Consider the following 15,031-nt stretch of genomic DNA (forward strand, 5'->3'; position numbering starts at 1 on the left):
GCCAAAAATCAAAATTCAGGAGTTAGCATGAAAATTTCCCCCTCTTTGATGTGTATGGATCTGCTGAAATTTAAAGAACAGATCGAATTTATCGATACCCACGCAGACTATTTCCACATCGACATCATGGATGGACATTTCGTCCCTAACCTGACGCTGTCACCGTTCTTCGTAAGTCAGGTCAAAAAGCTGGCGAGTAAGCCGCTCGACTGCCATCTGATGGTAACGCGGCCACAGGACTACATCAGCCAACTGGCAAGCGCAGGGGCAGACATCATCACCCTGCACCCGGAGACCATTAACGGCCAGGCCTTCCGCCTGATCGACGAAATTCGCCGCCTGGGCATGAAAGTGGGTCTGATCCTGAACCCGGAAACCACCGTGGATGCGATGAAGTACTACATCCACAAAGCCGACAAAGTGACCGTGATGACCGTTGACCCGGGTTTTGCTGGTCAGCCGTTTATTCCGGAAATGCTGAATAAAATCGCCGAACTGAAAGCCTGGCGTGAGCGCGAAGGGCTAAGCTTTGAAATCGAGATCGACGGATCCTGCAACAAAGCAACCTATAAGCGTCTGATGGAAGCCGGAGCGGATGTGTTTATCGTTGGCACCTCCGGCCTGTTCAACCAGGCAGAGCAGATTGGCGATGCCTGGGCCGTTCTGGAAGAGCACGTTCTGGCCGCGAAAAACGAGGTACAACCTCATGCACCAACAGCATAATGTGGTCGCAGGCGTGGATATGGGGGCGACCCATATCCGCATCTGCCTGCAAACCGCCGCGGGCGATGTGCTGCACTGTGAAAAGCGCCGCACCGCCGAAACTATTGAGAGCGGTGTGGTGGCCGGAATAAGCGGCCTGCTCAGCCAGTTGCTGGAGCAGTATAACGCGCAGTGTTATGGCCTGGTGATGGGGTTCCCGGCGCTGGTCGGTAAGGACAAGCGCACCATCATCTCCACGCCGAACCTGCCGCTGACGCCGGATTCACTGATTGGGCTGGCAGAGCAGCTCGAAGACGCGCTGGGTTGCCCGGTGGAGTTCTCCCGCGATGTGAACCTGCAACTGTCATTTGATGTGCAGGAAAACGGGCTGGCGGGCCAGGAAGTGCTGGCGGCTTATCTGGGCACCGGCATGGGCTTCGCCATCTGGCTCAACGGCGCCCCCTGGACCGGTGCGCACGGTGTAGCGGGTGAGCTGGGACATATTCCTCAGGGTGATATACAGCAGCATTGTGCTTGCGGTAACCCCGGCTGCCTGGAGACCGTCTGTTCAGGGATCGCGCTACGTCGCTGGTACGAACAGCAGCCGCGGGATTACGAGCTGGGCGCGCTCTTCGAACACGCAAGCCATGAGCCCTTCGTCAAGGCATTGCTCGACCATGCCGCGCGCGCTATCGCCACCAGTGTTAACCTGTTCGATCCGGACGCGGTGATTTTGGGCGGCGGGGTGATGGATATGCCGTCATTCCCACGGGATGCGCTGATTACGGCGATTCGTGTACACGTGCGAAAACCCTTACCGCATGATGAAGTACGTTTTCTGGCGGCGTCCTCCTCCGCGTTTAACGGTGCGCAGGGTGCGGCCACACTTGCCCGCAGCCGCTTTACGCCGCAATCCGTCGCAGCGCCTGCGCCAGTTGCACACGGGTAAAGGGTTTTCGCAGCAGTTCAACGTCCGGTAGCGCAGGATTATGTACCGGACGTAAATCCTGGCCGCTAATCAGTAACAGCGGCAAATGCGGATAGTGCTGACGGGCATAATTAATCACCTCTGCGCCGCTCATCTGCCCCGGCAGCATCAGGTCGCTGATCAGCATGCCAATATCCTCGGACGCAGCCAGCAACGCCAGCGCCTGTTCGCCGCACTCCGCCTCCAGCGTTAAGTACCCCAGCCCATGTAACTGTTCACAAAGGGTCTGTCGTACATCCGCCTCATCTTCCAGCACCAGGATTAATTTATCCGTACGGTCAGCTTCCTGTGCCGGTAACGGCTCAACCGGGCTCACGACCTGCACCGACGCGCGTGGAAGTTGTAAACGCACTGTGGTTCCCTGCCCTGGCACGCTATCAATGGCCACCCGCCCACCGGACTGGCGCACAAAGCCGTATACCATCGACAGCCCCAGGCCGCTGCCGCTGCCGGTCTGCTTGGTGGTGAAGAATGGCTCGAAAACGCGCGCCTTCACGTCTTGCGACATGCCGCAACCGCGATCGATCACTTCCAGCGCAACCATATCCTGCCTGCGTCCGTCGCTACGCGTGACGCGCTGATTCCAGGTGCGGATCTTGATCGTTCCTTTCTGTCCTTCCATCGCATCCCGCGCATTCATCACCAGATTGATGATGGCATTTTCCAGTTGGCCAACGTCTATCCATGCAGGCCAGGCGGGTTGCTGAGCTTCAATTTCCAGCGTCAGCGTGGCAGGGAGAGAATGACGCATCAGTTCGCTTAAGTTTTCCAGCAGCGGCTGCATCTCCACGGCATGGGGGTGCAGAGATTGCTTGCGCGAGAAGGCCAACAAACGCTGGGTCAGCATCGCTCCGCGCTCAGCCGCTTTTAACGCACGGGAGATACGCGGTGCATCCGGCGATTGCGGGTTCACCAGCTCAAGGCTCCCGATAATGACCGCCAGTAAGTTATTAAAATCATGCGCCAGCCCGCCCGTAAGCTGACCGACGGCTTTCATTTTCTGGCTGTGCAACAGCGCCTCTTCCAGCCCCTTACGCTCGGTTCTGTCCAGCACGACGTTGACCATCCCACGCCCAGGTACCGGGCTAAATCGCAGTTCAATGGTGCGGTTATCCGCCAGGCGAAGCTCCTGCGGTTTTGGCATCGGGCGCGCGAGGTTCTCCTGCACATGGTCCGGCAGCTCACTCACCTGACGCAGCAAACCCTGATAGTGCTGACCACGTTGCAGCGCATCGGCAGAGAGGCCAAGCAACAGCGGGTACTGCGGGTTCCACACCACCAGACAGCCCTGGCTGTCAAACAGGGCAAAGCCGTCGCGCATGGCATGGAAGGTCGTCTCCAGTTGGGTGCTCTTCTCTTTGAGCAACTTTGAGGTGTGTTCCAGCGAGGCGGTATTGCGGGCAAAGACGTTAAAGGCCCGCGCCAGTTCGCCCAGTTCATCGCGCCGTTGCAACGCCGGAACGGGAACATCCGGCTCACCGCGAGCCAGACGGGACATCGCCCGGGAAATCGCCGTTAAATTCGACCCCAGATTACGGTAGATATACCAGCCGGCAAACCCGGTAATCACCAGCGCCAGCAGAGCAAAGGCGCTGATAAAGATAATAATCGAGCGCATTTCACTGTGGCTTTGCGCGGTCCGCTGCTCAGAGGCCTGCGCAACCTGAGCAACGTACTGATTGATATCGGTATTCAGAATGGCGACCAGCGCTTTGATATGAAACATAAACCAGCTTATCGCCAGATCGCTGTCATCCAGTTGCGCCGCCAGAGGACCGAGCTTTGCCAGTTCATTGCTGAAATCCTGCAGGATACCGTTCACTACCGGGTTGTCGGTGCGGTCTGGCAACTGCGCGCGTATTTCCGTCAGTTGCTGTATCGTCGGGCGCGGCGAGGGAGTACGAATAGCGGCGGCCAGCAGCCGATCCATTTCGCCGAGTAAACGGGGATCGCCGATGGCGATGCCATCACGCAGGTTTATCTCCTGCAAATGGCGCAGATAACTTTGGTTCTGGTACAGCGAACTGAGTAGCGCATTACGTTCAAGATGGCGACGTTGACCACGCTCCAGCATCTGCGTCACGCTCTGTTCGAGTTCATTGCTGCGCCAGGTAATGCGCTCCACCAGTTGCGGTTCCAGTTGGGCCAGCGGCGCACGGGCCAGTTGCTCCAACGATTTTTGCAGCGCCATCTGGGTCGCCTTAAGCCGTTCCGCTTCGCTTTTATATTCCAGCGCCCCCACGACCTGAGAAAGGCGCACTGCCGCCGTGGCGACATTCGCCGTATCACGCGCAAGGTTCATGCTGCCGGTCATGTCGTCCAGCGTCTGTTGCTGCACCTGTTCCTGGATTTGGCTGGCATGGCGAAACCCCAATACGGCAACGCCGCAAACCATCAGAGTCACGGTCATCACCAACAAATTGAAGAACAGTAACCGCCCGCGCGCGCTGGCGAAAAACGAATTGTGCCGATAGGGCATAGCGGGCTCCGTTGTCAGTTTCTCCCCTCACCCTAACCCTCTCCCCAAAGGAGCGAGGGGACTGTTCGGTGCGGGCTGGGGTTTCTCCCCCAAAGCGCAGAAACGTGGGGGTGTGGTCCTGGCGTTCTCCCTCTTCCTTCCAGGGAGAGGGCTGGGGTGAGGGTGAAGGAAGTCATGTTGCGTAACTGTGATCTTCGTTAACTATTCAGCAATATGACAAATATGAATGCCCAATGACATTCTGCATTTATTTTGCCGTGATGGACTGGCGCAATCGAAACCCTTGCAGGAGCAAGCCATGAGCAAGACGCCCGTTCTGGAGATGCGCAATATTGCCAAAGTATTTGGCAAGTTTTATGCGCTGAAAGGGGTGGATCTGACGGTATATCCTGGCGAAATCCACGCGCTGATGGGGGAAAACGGCGCCGGTAAAAGCACCCTGATGAAGATCCTCGCGGGGGCATACACCGCCACCAGCGGCGAGATATTGATTGACGGACAGCCGTTCAATATCAAAGGGCCAAAAGACGCGCTGGCGGCTGGCATCACGTTGATATATCAGGAGATGCAGTTAGCCCCTAATCTGACCGTCGCCGAAAACATCTTTCTTGGCAGTGAGATTTCCCGCGGCGGGCTGATTCAGCGTCGGGATATGGTCGCTCAGGCGCAAAGCGTAATTGACCGCCTCGGCGCTCAGTTCAAAGCCAGCGACCTGGTGATGAAACTCACCATCGCCGAACAGCAGCAGGTCGAAATCGCCCGCGCCCTGCACCGTAACAGCCGTATTCTGGTGATGGACGAACCCACCGCCGCCCTCTCCTCCCGTGAAACACACCGCCTGTTTGAACTGATCATGCGCCTGCGCGATGAAGGGATGGCAATCATCTATATCAGCCACCGCATGGCAGAAGTGTATGAGCTCTCCGACCGGGTCAGCGTCCTGCGTGACGGCCAGTATGTCGGTAGCCTGACCCGCGACAAACTCAACGCCTCAGAGCTGGTGCGTATGATGGTGGGCCGCCCGCTCAGCGATCTCTTTAATAAAGAACGCGATATTCCACGGGGCGACGTCCGTCTCAACATTCATCACCTCACCGACGGCAAAAAAATCCAGCCGGTCAGCCTGCAGGTACGCGCCGGAGAGATCGTCGGCCTTGCCGGACTGGTCGGCGCAGGCCGTTCAGAACTCGCACAACTGATTTTTGGCGTGCGTAAAGCCACCGGCGGAGTGGTTGAAATCGATGGCGAACCGGTAGTGATCCACTCCCCGCGAGCCGCCATTGATTTAGGCATCGGATTCCTTACCGAAAACCGCAAAGAACAAGGGCTGTTTCTGGAGCTGGCCGCGCAGGAAAACATCACGATGGCGACCATCGAGCGCGACGCCAGTTACGGTCTGCTCGATCGAAAAAAAGCGCAGTCCATCTCCGATGACGCCATCAAGTTACTCAATATCCGCGTCCCTCATTCACAGGTGCGGGCGGGGGGCCTTTCCGGCGGCAATCAGCAAAAGCTGCTGATATCCCGTTGGGTCGCCATCGGGCCGCGGATCCTGATCCTCGATGAGCCAACACGCGGCGTTGATGTCGGCGCCAAGAGCGAAATCTATCGCATCATGAGCCAGATGGCCCACAAAGGGGTGGCCATCCTGATGATTTCCAGCGAGTTACCGGAAGTGGTCGGCATGAGCGACCGCGTGTATGTGATGCATGAAGGCAGCATCGCCGGCGAGCTGGAAGGCGAGCGTATTACCCAGGAAAACATCATGCAGCTTGCGACCGGTATGAACGAATCCCATCACCAGGCGGTACACCATGACTGAATCGAAAGAGACCTCTGTCCCCACGCCGCAACAGGTGGCGAAATCGGCCTCGGCGAAAAAAATGCTGATGGGCGATCTGATGCAAACGGTCGGCATCTTGCCAATCTTGATCCTGATCGTTGCTGTATTTGGCTTTATTGCACCTAACTTTTTTACAGAAAGTAACCTGCTGAATATCACCCGTCAGGCCTCGATCAATATCGTGCTGGCGGCAGGGATGACCTTCATCATTCTGACCGGCGGCATTGACCTGTCCGTCGGTTCCATCCTCGGCACCACGGCGGTGGCGGCGATGGTGGTGTCGTTGATCCCGCAACTGGCCTTCCTCTCCGTGCCTGCGGCGCTGATGCTCGGTCTGGTGCTGGGGTTATTTAACGGCATACTGGTCGCTTTCGCCGGGCTTCCCCCGTTTATCGTCACGCTTGGCACCTATACGGCGCTACGTGGCGCAGCTTACCTGCTGGCGGACGGCACCACGGTCATCAACTCCAGTATCGGGTTCGAGTGGATCGGCAATAACTACCTCGGCCCCATTCCGTGGCTGGTGGTCATTGCGCTGGCTGTGATTGTGGTGTGCTGGTTCATCCTGCGTCGCACCACCCTTGGCGTTCACATTTATGCCGTCGGCGGCAATATGCAGGCGGCCCGCCTTACCGGTATCAAAGTGTGGCTGGTATTGCTGTTCGTTTATGGCATGAGCGGCCTGCTCTCCGGGCTTGGCGGAGTGATGAGCGCGTCACGTCTGTACAGCGCCAACGGCAACCTTGGCATGGGCTATGAGCTTGACGCCATCGCGGCGGTCATTCTCGGCGGCACCAGTTTTGTCGGCGGCATCGGCACCATCACCGGTACGCTGGTCGGGGCGTTAATTATCGCCACCCTGAACAATGGTATGACATTGATGGGCGTTTCTTACTTCTGGCAACTGGTGATCAAAGGGGCGGTGATCATCATTGCAGTGCTGATAGACAAGTACCGTACCCGACATCATCAAAGTGCATAACAACAAGATTTCCCTGAAAACCCTACGTGAGGAAAGACTATGCGTTTGAAGCCGTTAGTAACCGCGCTCTGTGCTGGCGCGCTGCTTGCCGCAGCGCCATTTGTGCAGGCGAAAGAACTGAAATCGATCGGGGTTACGGTAGGCGATCTTGCCAACCCGTTCTTCGTGCAAATCACCAAAGGGGCGGAGCTGGAAGCGCGTAAACTGGCGGGCGACAAGGTGAAAGTGACGCTGGTTTCCAGCGGCTACGACCTTGGTCAACAGGTAGCGCAGATCGATAACTTTATCGCCGCCAAAGTGGACATGATTATCCTCAACGCCGCTGATTCGAAAGGCATTGGGCCTGCCGTAAAACGCGCGAAAGATGCCGGTATCGTGGTCGTCGCGGTTGACGTTGCGGCGGAAGGGGCTGATGCCACCATTACCTCGGATAACACCCAGGCCGGGGAAATGGCCTGTAAGTACATTACCGACCGTCTGAAAGGCAAAGGCAATGTGGTCATCATCAACGGACCGCCGGTCTCTGCGGTACAAAACCGTGTGGAAGGCTGCCAGACCGAATTCAAGCGCCACCCGGATATCAAAGTGCTGTCGTCTAACCAGAACGCCAAAGGCAGCCGCGAAGGGGGGCTGGAAGTCATGACCTCGCTGCTGGCCGCCAATCCGAAGATCGACGGCGTATTTGCGATTAACGATCCGACCGCGATCGGCGCCGATCTGGCCGCTAAACAGGCACAGCGTAACGAGTTCTTTATCGTAGGCGTCGACGGCAGCCCGGACGGTGAAGAGGCGCTGAAACGCGAGAACTCGCTGTTTGTCGCGACGCCGGCGCAAGATCCCCAGGTGATGGCGGCAAAAGCGGTGGAAATCGGCTATGACATTCTCCAGGGGAAACCCGCACCGAAAGAGCCTGTGTTGATCCCGGTGACGATGATCGACAAGAAAAACGTCGGCACCTATAAGGGCTGGACGGTTAAATAAGGTTTGTGCCGCCTGATGCCCTCACCCTAACCCTCTCCCACTGGGAGAGGGAATGTGTTCCTGACTCCTTTTTCACGGTCTGGTACGGTTTTCTCCCTCTCCCTTGAGGGAGAGGGCCGGGGTGAGGGGGTTTTCTGTAGACTCTGGGAGATCGCCATGAAACGCTCCGAAATCAATGAGATCCTCGGCCATACCCGGCAGTTTTTTTCCATGCACGACATCCACTTGCCGCCCTTCGCCAGCTTTCCCCCCACCAAATGGCAACAGCTTGATCACGACAGCTGGCGCGAAGTCTTCGACTTAAAGCTGGGTTGGGATGTCACCGCTTTCGGCGGTGACAATTTTTACACCCAGGGGCTCACCCTTTTCACCCTGCGCAACGGTTCTCCTAATGGCACCCCTTACGCCAAATGCTATGCGGAAAAAATCATGCACGTGCGCGACGGGCAGGTAACGCCCATGCATTTTCACTGGCGCAAACGCGAAGACATTATTAATCGCGGCGGCGGAAATCTGATTATCGAGCTATGGAACGCCGGTGCGCATGAAGAGACGATGTATACCGACGTGAGCGTGGTGATTGACGGTTGTATCCAGACACATTCTGCGGGCAGCCAGTTACGCCTCTCACCAGGGGAAAGCATTTGCCTGCCGCCCGGTCTGTATCACAGCTTTTGGGGTGAGTCTGGTTTCGGCGATGTGCTGGTCGGCGAAGTGTCGTCAGTCAACGATGACGAACACGACAATCACTTCCTGCACCCGGTGGATCGCTTTAACGACATTCTGGAAGACGAACCCGCGCAGCTGGTGCTGTGTAACGAATATGGTCTGTTTCTGAGCTAAGGAGAATACGATGGCTTTGATTTCGCTTGCCCAGGGTTTGGCGCACGCCCGTGAACATCAGTATGCGTTGGGCGCCTTCAACGTGCTCGACTCCCACTTTTTACGCGCGCTGTTTGCGGCGGCGAAACAGGAGCGATCGCCCTTTATCATCAATATCGCCGAGGTGCATTTCAAATATGTCTCCCTCGAATCGCTGGTGGAAGCGGTGAAATACGAGGCCGCCCATCATGATATCCCTGTGGTACTTAACCTCGATCACGGTCTGCATTTTGAATCCGTGGTGCGCGCGTTAAGGCTGGGTTTTACCTCGGTGATGTTTGATGGCTCTACGCTGGAATACGAAGAGAATATTCGCCAGACCCGGGAAGTGGTGAAGATGTGCCATGCGGTGGGCGTCTCGGTCGAGGCAGAACTCGGCGCCGTTGGCGGCGATGAAGGCGGCGCGTTGTATGGTCACGCGGATGAAGCCTGGTTTACCGACCCGGCCAAAGCGCGTGACTTTGTCGACCGCACGGGGATCGACACTCTCGCCGTCGCCATTGGTAACGCCCATGGCAAATACAAAGGGGAGCCGAAGCTCGACTTTGCTCGCCTGGAAGCGATTCGCCAGCAAACCGGCCTGCCGCTGGTGCTCCATGGCGGCTCCGGCATCAGTGACGCGGATTTCCGCCGTGCTATCGGGCTCGGCATCCATAAAATCAATTTCTATACCGGGATGTCGCAGGCGGCGCTGGACGCCATTGAAGCACGCATGGCCAACCGCCAGCCCATCTACGACGAATTCGCCCAGCTCTTGCTGAGCGTGGAACAGGCCATCACCGACACCGTTGCCGGACAGATGCGCATCTTTGGCAGCGCGGGGCAACTCTGATGGAACGAAAAGGCGTTATCGCCGCCGGAAACATGCTGGTCGATCACGTACACCAGATAGTGCAATGGCCGGAGCGTGGCTGGTTAGCTGAGATCACGCAAAGCGAGCGTTCAACCGGCGGAGCGCCGCTCAATGTCCTGCTGACACTGGCCAAAATGCGCACGGGCATGCCGCTACAGGCGGTGGGACTGGTGGGCGAAGACAGTGACGGTGATTATATTATGGCGATGCTCGACCAGTATCATGTCAATCGTCAGCATGTGCAGCGCACCAATTCAGCACCAACGTCTATGTCGCAGGTCATGACCGATCCAACCGGGCAACGCACCTTCTTCCACTCCCCCGGCGCCAACCGTCTTCTGGATCTTCCGGCATTCGGCAACCTGGACCCGACCATGAAAATCTTCCATCTCGGCTATCTGTTGCTGCTCGACAGCCTTGACCTGCCGGATGAGGAGTTTGGTACCCGCAGCGCCCGCCTGCTGGCGCAGATGCGCGAACAGGGCTACGAAACATCGCTCGATCTGGTCTCCCGTAAGGGCGACCCGCGTTATCAGCCGCTGGTGATGCCTTGCCTGCCGCATCTGGATTATCTGGTTATCAATGAGATGGAGGCGGGAGAATTTAGCGGGCTGGAAATGCGGCTGCCTGACGATTCACCGCATATCGCCAACATCGCTACGGCCGCCTCGCAGCTACTCGCCGCAGGGGTACGCCAGCGCGTGGTGATCCACTGCCCCGAAGGGGCATGGGGCGAGGAACCTGGCCGCGAGGGGCAGTGGATAGCGACACAGATGCTCGCGCAGGAGGAAATTATTGGTAGCGTGGGCGCGGGAGACGCGTTTTGCGCCGGACTGCTCTACGGTTGCCACGAGCGCTGGCCGCTGGCGCAAAGCATTCAACTGGCTCATGCCTGCGCCCGCGCCAGCCTGCTCTGCGCGAACGCCATTGACGGGGCGAAATCGCTGGAAGAATTAAAACAAGAGATCGACAGCACGCCGTAGCGCCACTATGCCGCCTGCTCGCTGTGTATGACATCCGCCGCAAACACATAGCCCAGCCCGCGTATCGTTTTGATTAACGCGGGTTGATGTGGATTGATCTCAATTTTACGGCGCAGGCGCATGATCAACACATCGATGGTGCGGTCGAACACCTCAATGCTCTCGCTGTGGGTCAGCTCCAGCAGTTGCTCACGACTCAGCACCCGCCGCGCATTTTGTACCAGCGCCAGCAGCAAACTGTATTCCCCCTGGGTTAAATCGACGGTTTGCTGACGGGGGTCGCTGAGCTGGCAGCGTGCGGGATCAAGGTGCCAGCCATTGAAGGCGTAGCCGGCCATTTTCACCGTCTGCACATCGGCCGCCAGCACCCCCGTGCGACGCATCACCGCCTTCACCCGCGCCACCAGCACGCGTGGGGTAAAGGGTTTGCCGATATAATCATCGGCCCCCATTTCCAGCCCCACCACGACATCCGATTCGCTACCCAGCCCCGTGAGCATAATCACCGGCAGCTCAGGACGTTGTTTCTGCAGTTGGGTAAGCACCATCAGGCCGTTGATGTCAGGCAGAACCATGTCGAGTAGCACCAGCGCAATCTCAGGATGCCGTGCCGTAGTGGCAATCGCATCCAGTCCGTTATGGCACACATGTACCGTAAAGACATGCTCGCTCAACACGTCCCTGAGCAGTTCGCAGACCGCCAAATCGTCATCCACTACCAGAATTGCAGGTTTCATTGTCCGCATCCGTCAGGAAAAGTGACTCGTTGCTTTATTTTATTTGGCAGAACCATAAAGGCAGTGAATTAATGCTGTTTTTATAATCGCGGTCACATCCCCTCGTCTTCGACACGTCAAATTTGACGATGGCCTGCCCTTCGTCAGTATTTTGACCAAAATTCAGACATAAAATCAGGCAATACCCACAAAAGAAGCATGGCATAAAAGATGCATAATGGGTCGAGTGAGCGCGCAAAGCGCGATCTTTCTTAACTGGAGCGATAGCGATGAAAAAAGTCGTCACGGTTTGTCCGTATTGCGCCTCAGGTTGCAAGATTAACCTGGTGGTGGATAACGGAAAAATCGTTCGGGCGGAGGCTGCGCAAGGAAAGACCAACCAGGGTACCCTGTGTCTGAAAGGCTACTATGGCTGGGATTTTATTAATGATACACAAATCCTTACGCCTCGTCTGAAAACCCCAATGATCCGTCGCCAGCGTGGCGGCAAACTGGAAGCCGTCTCCTGGGATGAAGCCCTGGATTACGTTGCCACTCGCCTGAGCGCCATTAAAGAGAAGTATGGCCCGGATGCGATTCAGACAACCGGATCGTCCCGTGGTACGGGGAACGAAACCAACTACATTATGCAAAAATTTGCGCGCGCCGTTATTGGTACCAATAACGTGGACTGCTGCGCACGCGTCTGACACGGCCCATCGGTTGCAGGTCTGCACCAGTCGGTCGGCAATGGCGCAATGAGTAATGCCATTAACGAAATCGATAACACGGATCTCGTGTTCATCTTTGGCTATAACCCGGCGGATTCGCACCCTATCGTGGCTAACCACGTCATTCGGGCGAAACAGAACGGGGCCAAAATCATCGTCTGCGATCCGCGTAAAATCGAAACTGCGCGTATTGCTGATATGCACGTTGCATTGAAAAACGGCTCGAATATCGCGCTGTTAAATGCGTTCGGGCATGTGATTATTGAAGAAAACCTGTATGACCAGGCGTTTGTCGCCTCGCGTACCCAGGGTTTTGAAGAGTACAAAAAAATCGTCGAAGGCTATACGCCAGAGTCGGTGGAAGAGGTAACGGGCGTGCGCGCGGCGGATATTCGTAAAGCAGCCCGTATGTATGCCGGTGCGAAAAACGCCACGATTCTGTGGGGCATGGGCGTAACCCAGTTCTATCAGGGCGTGGAGACGGTGCGTTCACTGACCAGTCTCGCCATGCTGACGGGTAATCTGGGCAAACCGCATGTTGGGGTGAACCCGGTACGCGGGCAGAACAACGTCCAGGGCGCCTGCGATATGGGTGCGCTGCCGGATACGTTCCCCGGCTACCAGTTCGTCAAAGAACAGGCTCACCGCGATAAATTCGCGAAAGCCTGGGGCGTTACGGACCTGCCTGCGCATACCGGCTATCGCATCAGCGAACTGCCGCACCGCGCGGCGCATGGTGAAGTGCGCGCCGCCTACATCATGGGGGAAGATCCGCTGCAGACCGATGCAGAGCTCTCCGCCGTGCGCAAGGCGTTTGAGGATCTGGAACTGGTCATCGTGCAGGATATCTTTATGACCAAAACCGCGTCGGCGGCGGACGTCATATTGCCATCCACCTCCTGGGGCGAGCACGAAGGTGTGTTCACGGCGGCTGACCGTGGCTTCCAGCGCTTCTTTAAAGCGGTGGAACCGAAGTGGGATCTGAAAACGGACTGGCAGATTATCAGTGAGATAGCCACCCGTATGGGCTACCCGATGCATTACAACAACACGCAGGAAATCTGGGATGAGTTACGTCATCTCTGCCCGGATTTCTACGGCGCCACCTATGAGAAAATGGGTGAGCTGGGCTACATCCAGTGGCCGTGTCGTGACACATCGGATGCCGATCAAGGGACGTCGTATCTCTTTAAAGAGAAGTTCGACACCGATACCGGGCTGGCGAAATTCTTCACCTGCGACTGGGTCGCACCTATCGATAAACTCACTGACGAGTATCCGATGGTGCTCTCCACCGTACGTGAAGTAGGCCACTACTCTTGCCGTTCGATGACCGGCAACTGTGCGGCGCTCTCGGCCCTGGCGGATGAACCTGGCTACGCGCAAATCAACACCGCCGATGCCGCGCGCCTCGGTATTGAAGATGAAGCGCTGGTGTGGGTCAACTCGCGTAAAGGCCGGATTATCACCCGTGCGCAGGTCAGTGAACGCCCGAACAAAGGCGCGGTATATATGACCTACCAGTGGTGGATTGGTGCCTGCAACGAGCTGGTGACGGAGAACCTGAGTCCGATTACCAAAACGCCAGAGTACAAGTACTGTGCGGTGAATGTGGAACGTATTCCCGACCAGCATGCTGCCGAGCAGTATGTGATCGACGAGTACAACAAACTGAAATCGCGCCTGCGTGAAAGCGCGCTGGGTTAATCGTGGCGTACAAAAAACGGGGTGCGATTATCGCCCCCCGTTTTATTTTGTTATTTATGACATAACCATTAATTTATTATGGTTTTAAATTGAGCAGTGCTGAAATAACGGGCAAAATATTCTCTTCAAACGCGACGCGTTCAGGTTCACGCTTTTCACTTAAGAAGTCATCAGAAATGGGAATATCGCCACCGCCATGCTCGCTCTTACGGCTCAGGGCATAATGAAATGTTCTCATCTCTCCCACGCGCGAAATTGTATAGATCTCAGTAAAGCGGCTGAGATGTTTTTCCGGGAGGAATGGGGCTTTCTTCGTTATTCGCCCGGTGGCGACATCAAAAATGAGTACTTCCGCATTTTTAAGGGTGTAGATAAGCCCGTAGCCCGTCAGAATAGCGCCGAAAAGCAGAAACACGATGACTGATTGTAATGTTCTGCCATTCATTTGCGCCCAAATAAGGGTGCCGATCAGCAGGACAATACCGGCAATGACAAATACCAGTGCGCTGCCGACCTTCCACGGGCGATATACCAGACGTCGGTCATTCAATTCCACCAGCATAGAGGCTGGCATCATGCATCTCTCCGCTGGCTGATGCCCAGAAAGGTTTCCGTCTCTTCCATCATGGCCTGCGGCGCTTTCTGACCGGGGCCAAACTGCCTTATCGGCATTTTCGACGTTTTCCCGTCAACGTTAAAGACCACATTCACAATACTGTTACGAATCAGGCCAAAAAAGCGGTACTGACGAATCAACTCAAGCCCGGCGAAATTATCCAGCGATTGATTGTACGTCGTTTTACCACCGCCATTCTGGATATAAAAGATGCGCTTATCTAAATCGAATACCATCTTGATACGCAGCGTTGCCAGCATCACCCCTGCAACGGCAAATAAAACTAGCGCGACAATAATACCGCGCAGTGATGATTCATGTTTGAAATAAGCATAAACCCCCAACGCAGCAAACGCGATCGCAAGGGCTATTTTCAATCCCTTTTGATTTTTCACAATATAGCGATTGCCTTCGTGTAGATAAAAGTCTGACATTCCTGAACTCTCCTTATCATCAGGGAAACGTTAAACGCGCGCCAATATCCGCGACAGAAGTATTATGGCTACAATTATTTAATCTGCTATAAAAAAATCGCCCCCGCAATTTGGGGGGCGACACGCGCTATACA

Annotated in this window: 13 protein-coding genes; 9 read left to right on the forward strand and 4 right to left on the reverse strand. The window is 56.1% G+C overall.

Translation table 11 applies throughout. From position 1 onward, the window contains the following. Positions 1 to 27 precede the first annotated feature (27 nt). Both alsE and alsK read left to right on the forward strand, forming a co-directional pair. Positions 28 to 723, forward strand: coding sequence for a D-allulose 6-phosphate 3-epimerase (gene alsE, locus AB182_RS23180; RefSeq protein ID WP_047372147.1), 696 nt, complete (start codon positions 28 to 30; stop codon positions 721 to 723). Next, complete coding sequence (gene alsK, locus AB182_RS23185) at positions 707 to 1,651, forward strand: allose kinase (protein WP_047372148.1); 945 nt, start codon at positions 707 to 709, stop codon at positions 1,649 to 1,651. The genes alsE and alsK overlap by 17 nt, the downstream gene beginning before the upstream one ends. On the opposite strand, the gene AB182_RS23190 is transcribed toward alsK, so the two are convergent. Then, positions 1,605 to 4,169 carry an ATP-binding protein gene (locus AB182_RS23190; protein ID WP_047372149.1) on the reverse strand — a complete coding sequence of 855 codons (2,565 nt, stop codon included), beginning with the start codon at positions 4,167 to 4,169 and terminating at the stop codon, positions 1,605 to 1,607. The two genes, alsK and AB182_RS23190, sit on opposite strands and share 47 nt — an antisense overlap. A gap of 298 nt (positions 4,170 to 4,467) precedes the next feature. On the opposite strand from AB182_RS23190, the gene AB182_RS23195 reads away from it, so the two are divergent. The 6 genes from AB182_RS23195 to AB182_RS23220 all read left to right on the forward strand — a co-directional run bounded on the left by AB182_RS23195 (position 4,468) and on the right by AB182_RS23220 (position 10,693). Continuing rightward, entirely contained in the window at positions 4,468 to 5,991 is a 1,524-nt protein-coding gene (locus tag AB182_RS23195) for a sugar ABC transporter ATP-binding protein (protein WP_047372150.1), read from the forward strand. Then, positions 5,984 to 6,994 carry an ABC transporter permease subunit gene (locus tag AB182_RS23200; protein ID WP_047372151.1) on the forward strand — a complete coding sequence of 337 codons (1,011 nt, stop codon included), beginning with the start codon at positions 5,984 to 5,986 and terminating at the stop codon, positions 6,992 to 6,994. The genes AB182_RS23195 and AB182_RS23200 overlap by 8 nt, the downstream gene beginning before the upstream one ends. Before the next feature lie 39 nt (positions 6,995 to 7,033). After that, on the forward strand, positions 7,034 to 7,975 hold the full coding sequence (locus tag AB182_RS23205) for an ABC transporter substrate-binding protein (protein WP_047372152.1): 942 nt from the start codon (positions 7,034 to 7,036) through the stop codon (positions 7,973 to 7,975). A 156-nt stretch (positions 7,976 to 8,131) separates the two neighbouring features. Next, the gene (locus tag AB182_RS23210) at positions 8,132 to 8,818 is read left to right on the forward strand and encodes a D-lyxose/D-mannose isomerase (RefSeq protein ID WP_047372153.1); all 687 of its coding nucleotides are present in this window, start codon (positions 8,132 to 8,134) and stop codon (positions 8,816 to 8,818) included. Between the two features lie 10 nt (positions 8,819 to 8,828). Continuing rightward, entirely contained in the window at positions 8,829 to 9,689 is an 861-nt protein-coding gene (locus AB182_RS23215; RefSeq protein ID WP_047372154.1) for a ketose 1,6-bisphosphate aldolase, read from the forward strand. Next, positions 9,686 to 10,693 carry a carbohydrate kinase family protein gene (locus AB182_RS23220; protein ID WP_120785421.1) on the forward strand — a complete coding sequence of 336 codons (1,008 nt, stop codon included), beginning with the start codon at positions 9,686 to 9,688 and terminating at the stop codon, positions 10,691 to 10,693. Before AB182_RS23215 ends, AB182_RS23220 begins: the two co-directional genes overlap by 4 nt. A gap of 5 nt (positions 10,694 to 10,698) precedes the next feature. Here the strand turns inward: AB182_RS23220 and AB182_RS23225 are convergent, their stop codons facing one another. Then, complete coding sequence (locus AB182_RS23225; protein ID WP_047372156.1) at positions 10,699 to 11,430, reverse strand: response regulator; 732 nt, start codon at positions 11,428 to 11,430, stop codon at positions 10,699 to 10,701. A 269-nt stretch (positions 11,431 to 11,699) separates the two neighbouring features. Here AB182_RS23225 and fdhF point away from each other — a divergent pair, with 269 nt between their 5' ends. Next, positions 11,700 to 13,847, forward strand: coding sequence for a formate dehydrogenase subunit alpha (gene fdhF, locus AB182_RS23235; protein WP_082137092.1), 2,148 nt, complete (start codon positions 11,700 to 11,702; stop codon positions 13,845 to 13,847). Between the two features lie 76 nt (positions 13,848 to 13,923). Here the strand turns inward: fdhF and AB182_RS23240 are convergent, their stop codons facing one another. Next, positions 13,924 to 14,424: a hypothetical protein gene (locus AB182_RS23240; protein WP_047372159.1), complete on the reverse strand. Its 501-nt coding sequence runs from the start codon at positions 14,422 to 14,424 to the stop codon at positions 13,924 to 13,926. Then, positions 14,421 to 14,897, reverse strand: a complete 477-nt coding sequence (locus AB182_RS23245; protein WP_047372160.1) for a hypothetical protein — start codon at positions 14,895 to 14,897, stop codon at positions 14,421 to 14,423. The genes AB182_RS23240 and AB182_RS23245 overlap by 4 nt, the downstream gene beginning before the upstream one ends. Between the last annotated feature and the right edge of the window lie 134 nt (positions 14,898 to 15,031).

The organism is Phytobacter ursingii, from assembly GCF_001022135.1.
In the GTDB taxonomy this organism is placed as follows: domain Bacteria; phylum Pseudomonadota; class Gammaproteobacteria; order Enterobacterales; family Enterobacteriaceae; genus Phytobacter; species Phytobacter ursingii.

Bases quoted from the DNA above. Each gene is read 5' to 3' on its own strand.
- AB182_RS23200 (WP_047372151.1), top strand. From the start codon at position 5,984: ATGACTGAATCGAAAGAGACCTCTGTCCCCACGCCGCAACAGGTGGCG.
- AB182_RS23245 (WP_047372160.1), bottom strand. From the start codon at position 14,897: ATGTCAGACTTTTATCTACACGAAGGCAATCGCTATATTGTGAAAAAT.
- AB182_RS23225 (WP_047372156.1), bottom strand. From the start codon at position 11,430: ATGAAACCTGCAATTCTGGTAGTGGATGACGATTTGGCGGTCTGCGAA.
- alsE (WP_047372147.1), top strand. From the start codon at position 28: ATGAAAATTTCCCCCTCTTTGATGTGTATGGATCTGCTGAAATTTAAA.
- AB182_RS23215 (WP_047372154.1), top strand. From the start codon at position 8,829: ATGGCTTTGATTTCGCTTGCCCAGGGTTTGGCGCACGCCCGTGAACAT.
- AB182_RS23205 (WP_047372152.1), top strand. From the start codon at position 7,034: ATGCGTTTGAAGCCGTTAGTAACCGCGCTCTGTGCTGGCGCGCTGCTT.
- alsK (WP_047372148.1), top strand. From the start codon at position 707: ATGCACCAACAGCATAATGTGGTCGCAGGCGTGGATATGGGGGCGACC.
- AB182_RS23240 (WP_047372159.1), bottom strand. From the start codon at position 14,424: ATGATGCCAGCCTCTATGCTGGTGGAATTGAATGACCGACGTCTGGTA.
- AB182_RS23210 (WP_047372153.1), top strand. From the start codon at position 8,132: ATGAAACGCTCCGAAATCAATGAGATCCTCGGCCATACCCGGCAGTTT.
- AB182_RS23195 (WP_047372150.1), top strand. From the start codon at position 4,468: ATGAGCAAGACGCCCGTTCTGGAGATGCGCAATATTGCCAAAGTATTT.
- AB182_RS23190 (WP_047372149.1), bottom strand. From the start codon at position 4,169: ATGCCCTATCGGCACAATTCGTTTTTCGCCAGCGCGCGCGGGCGGTTA.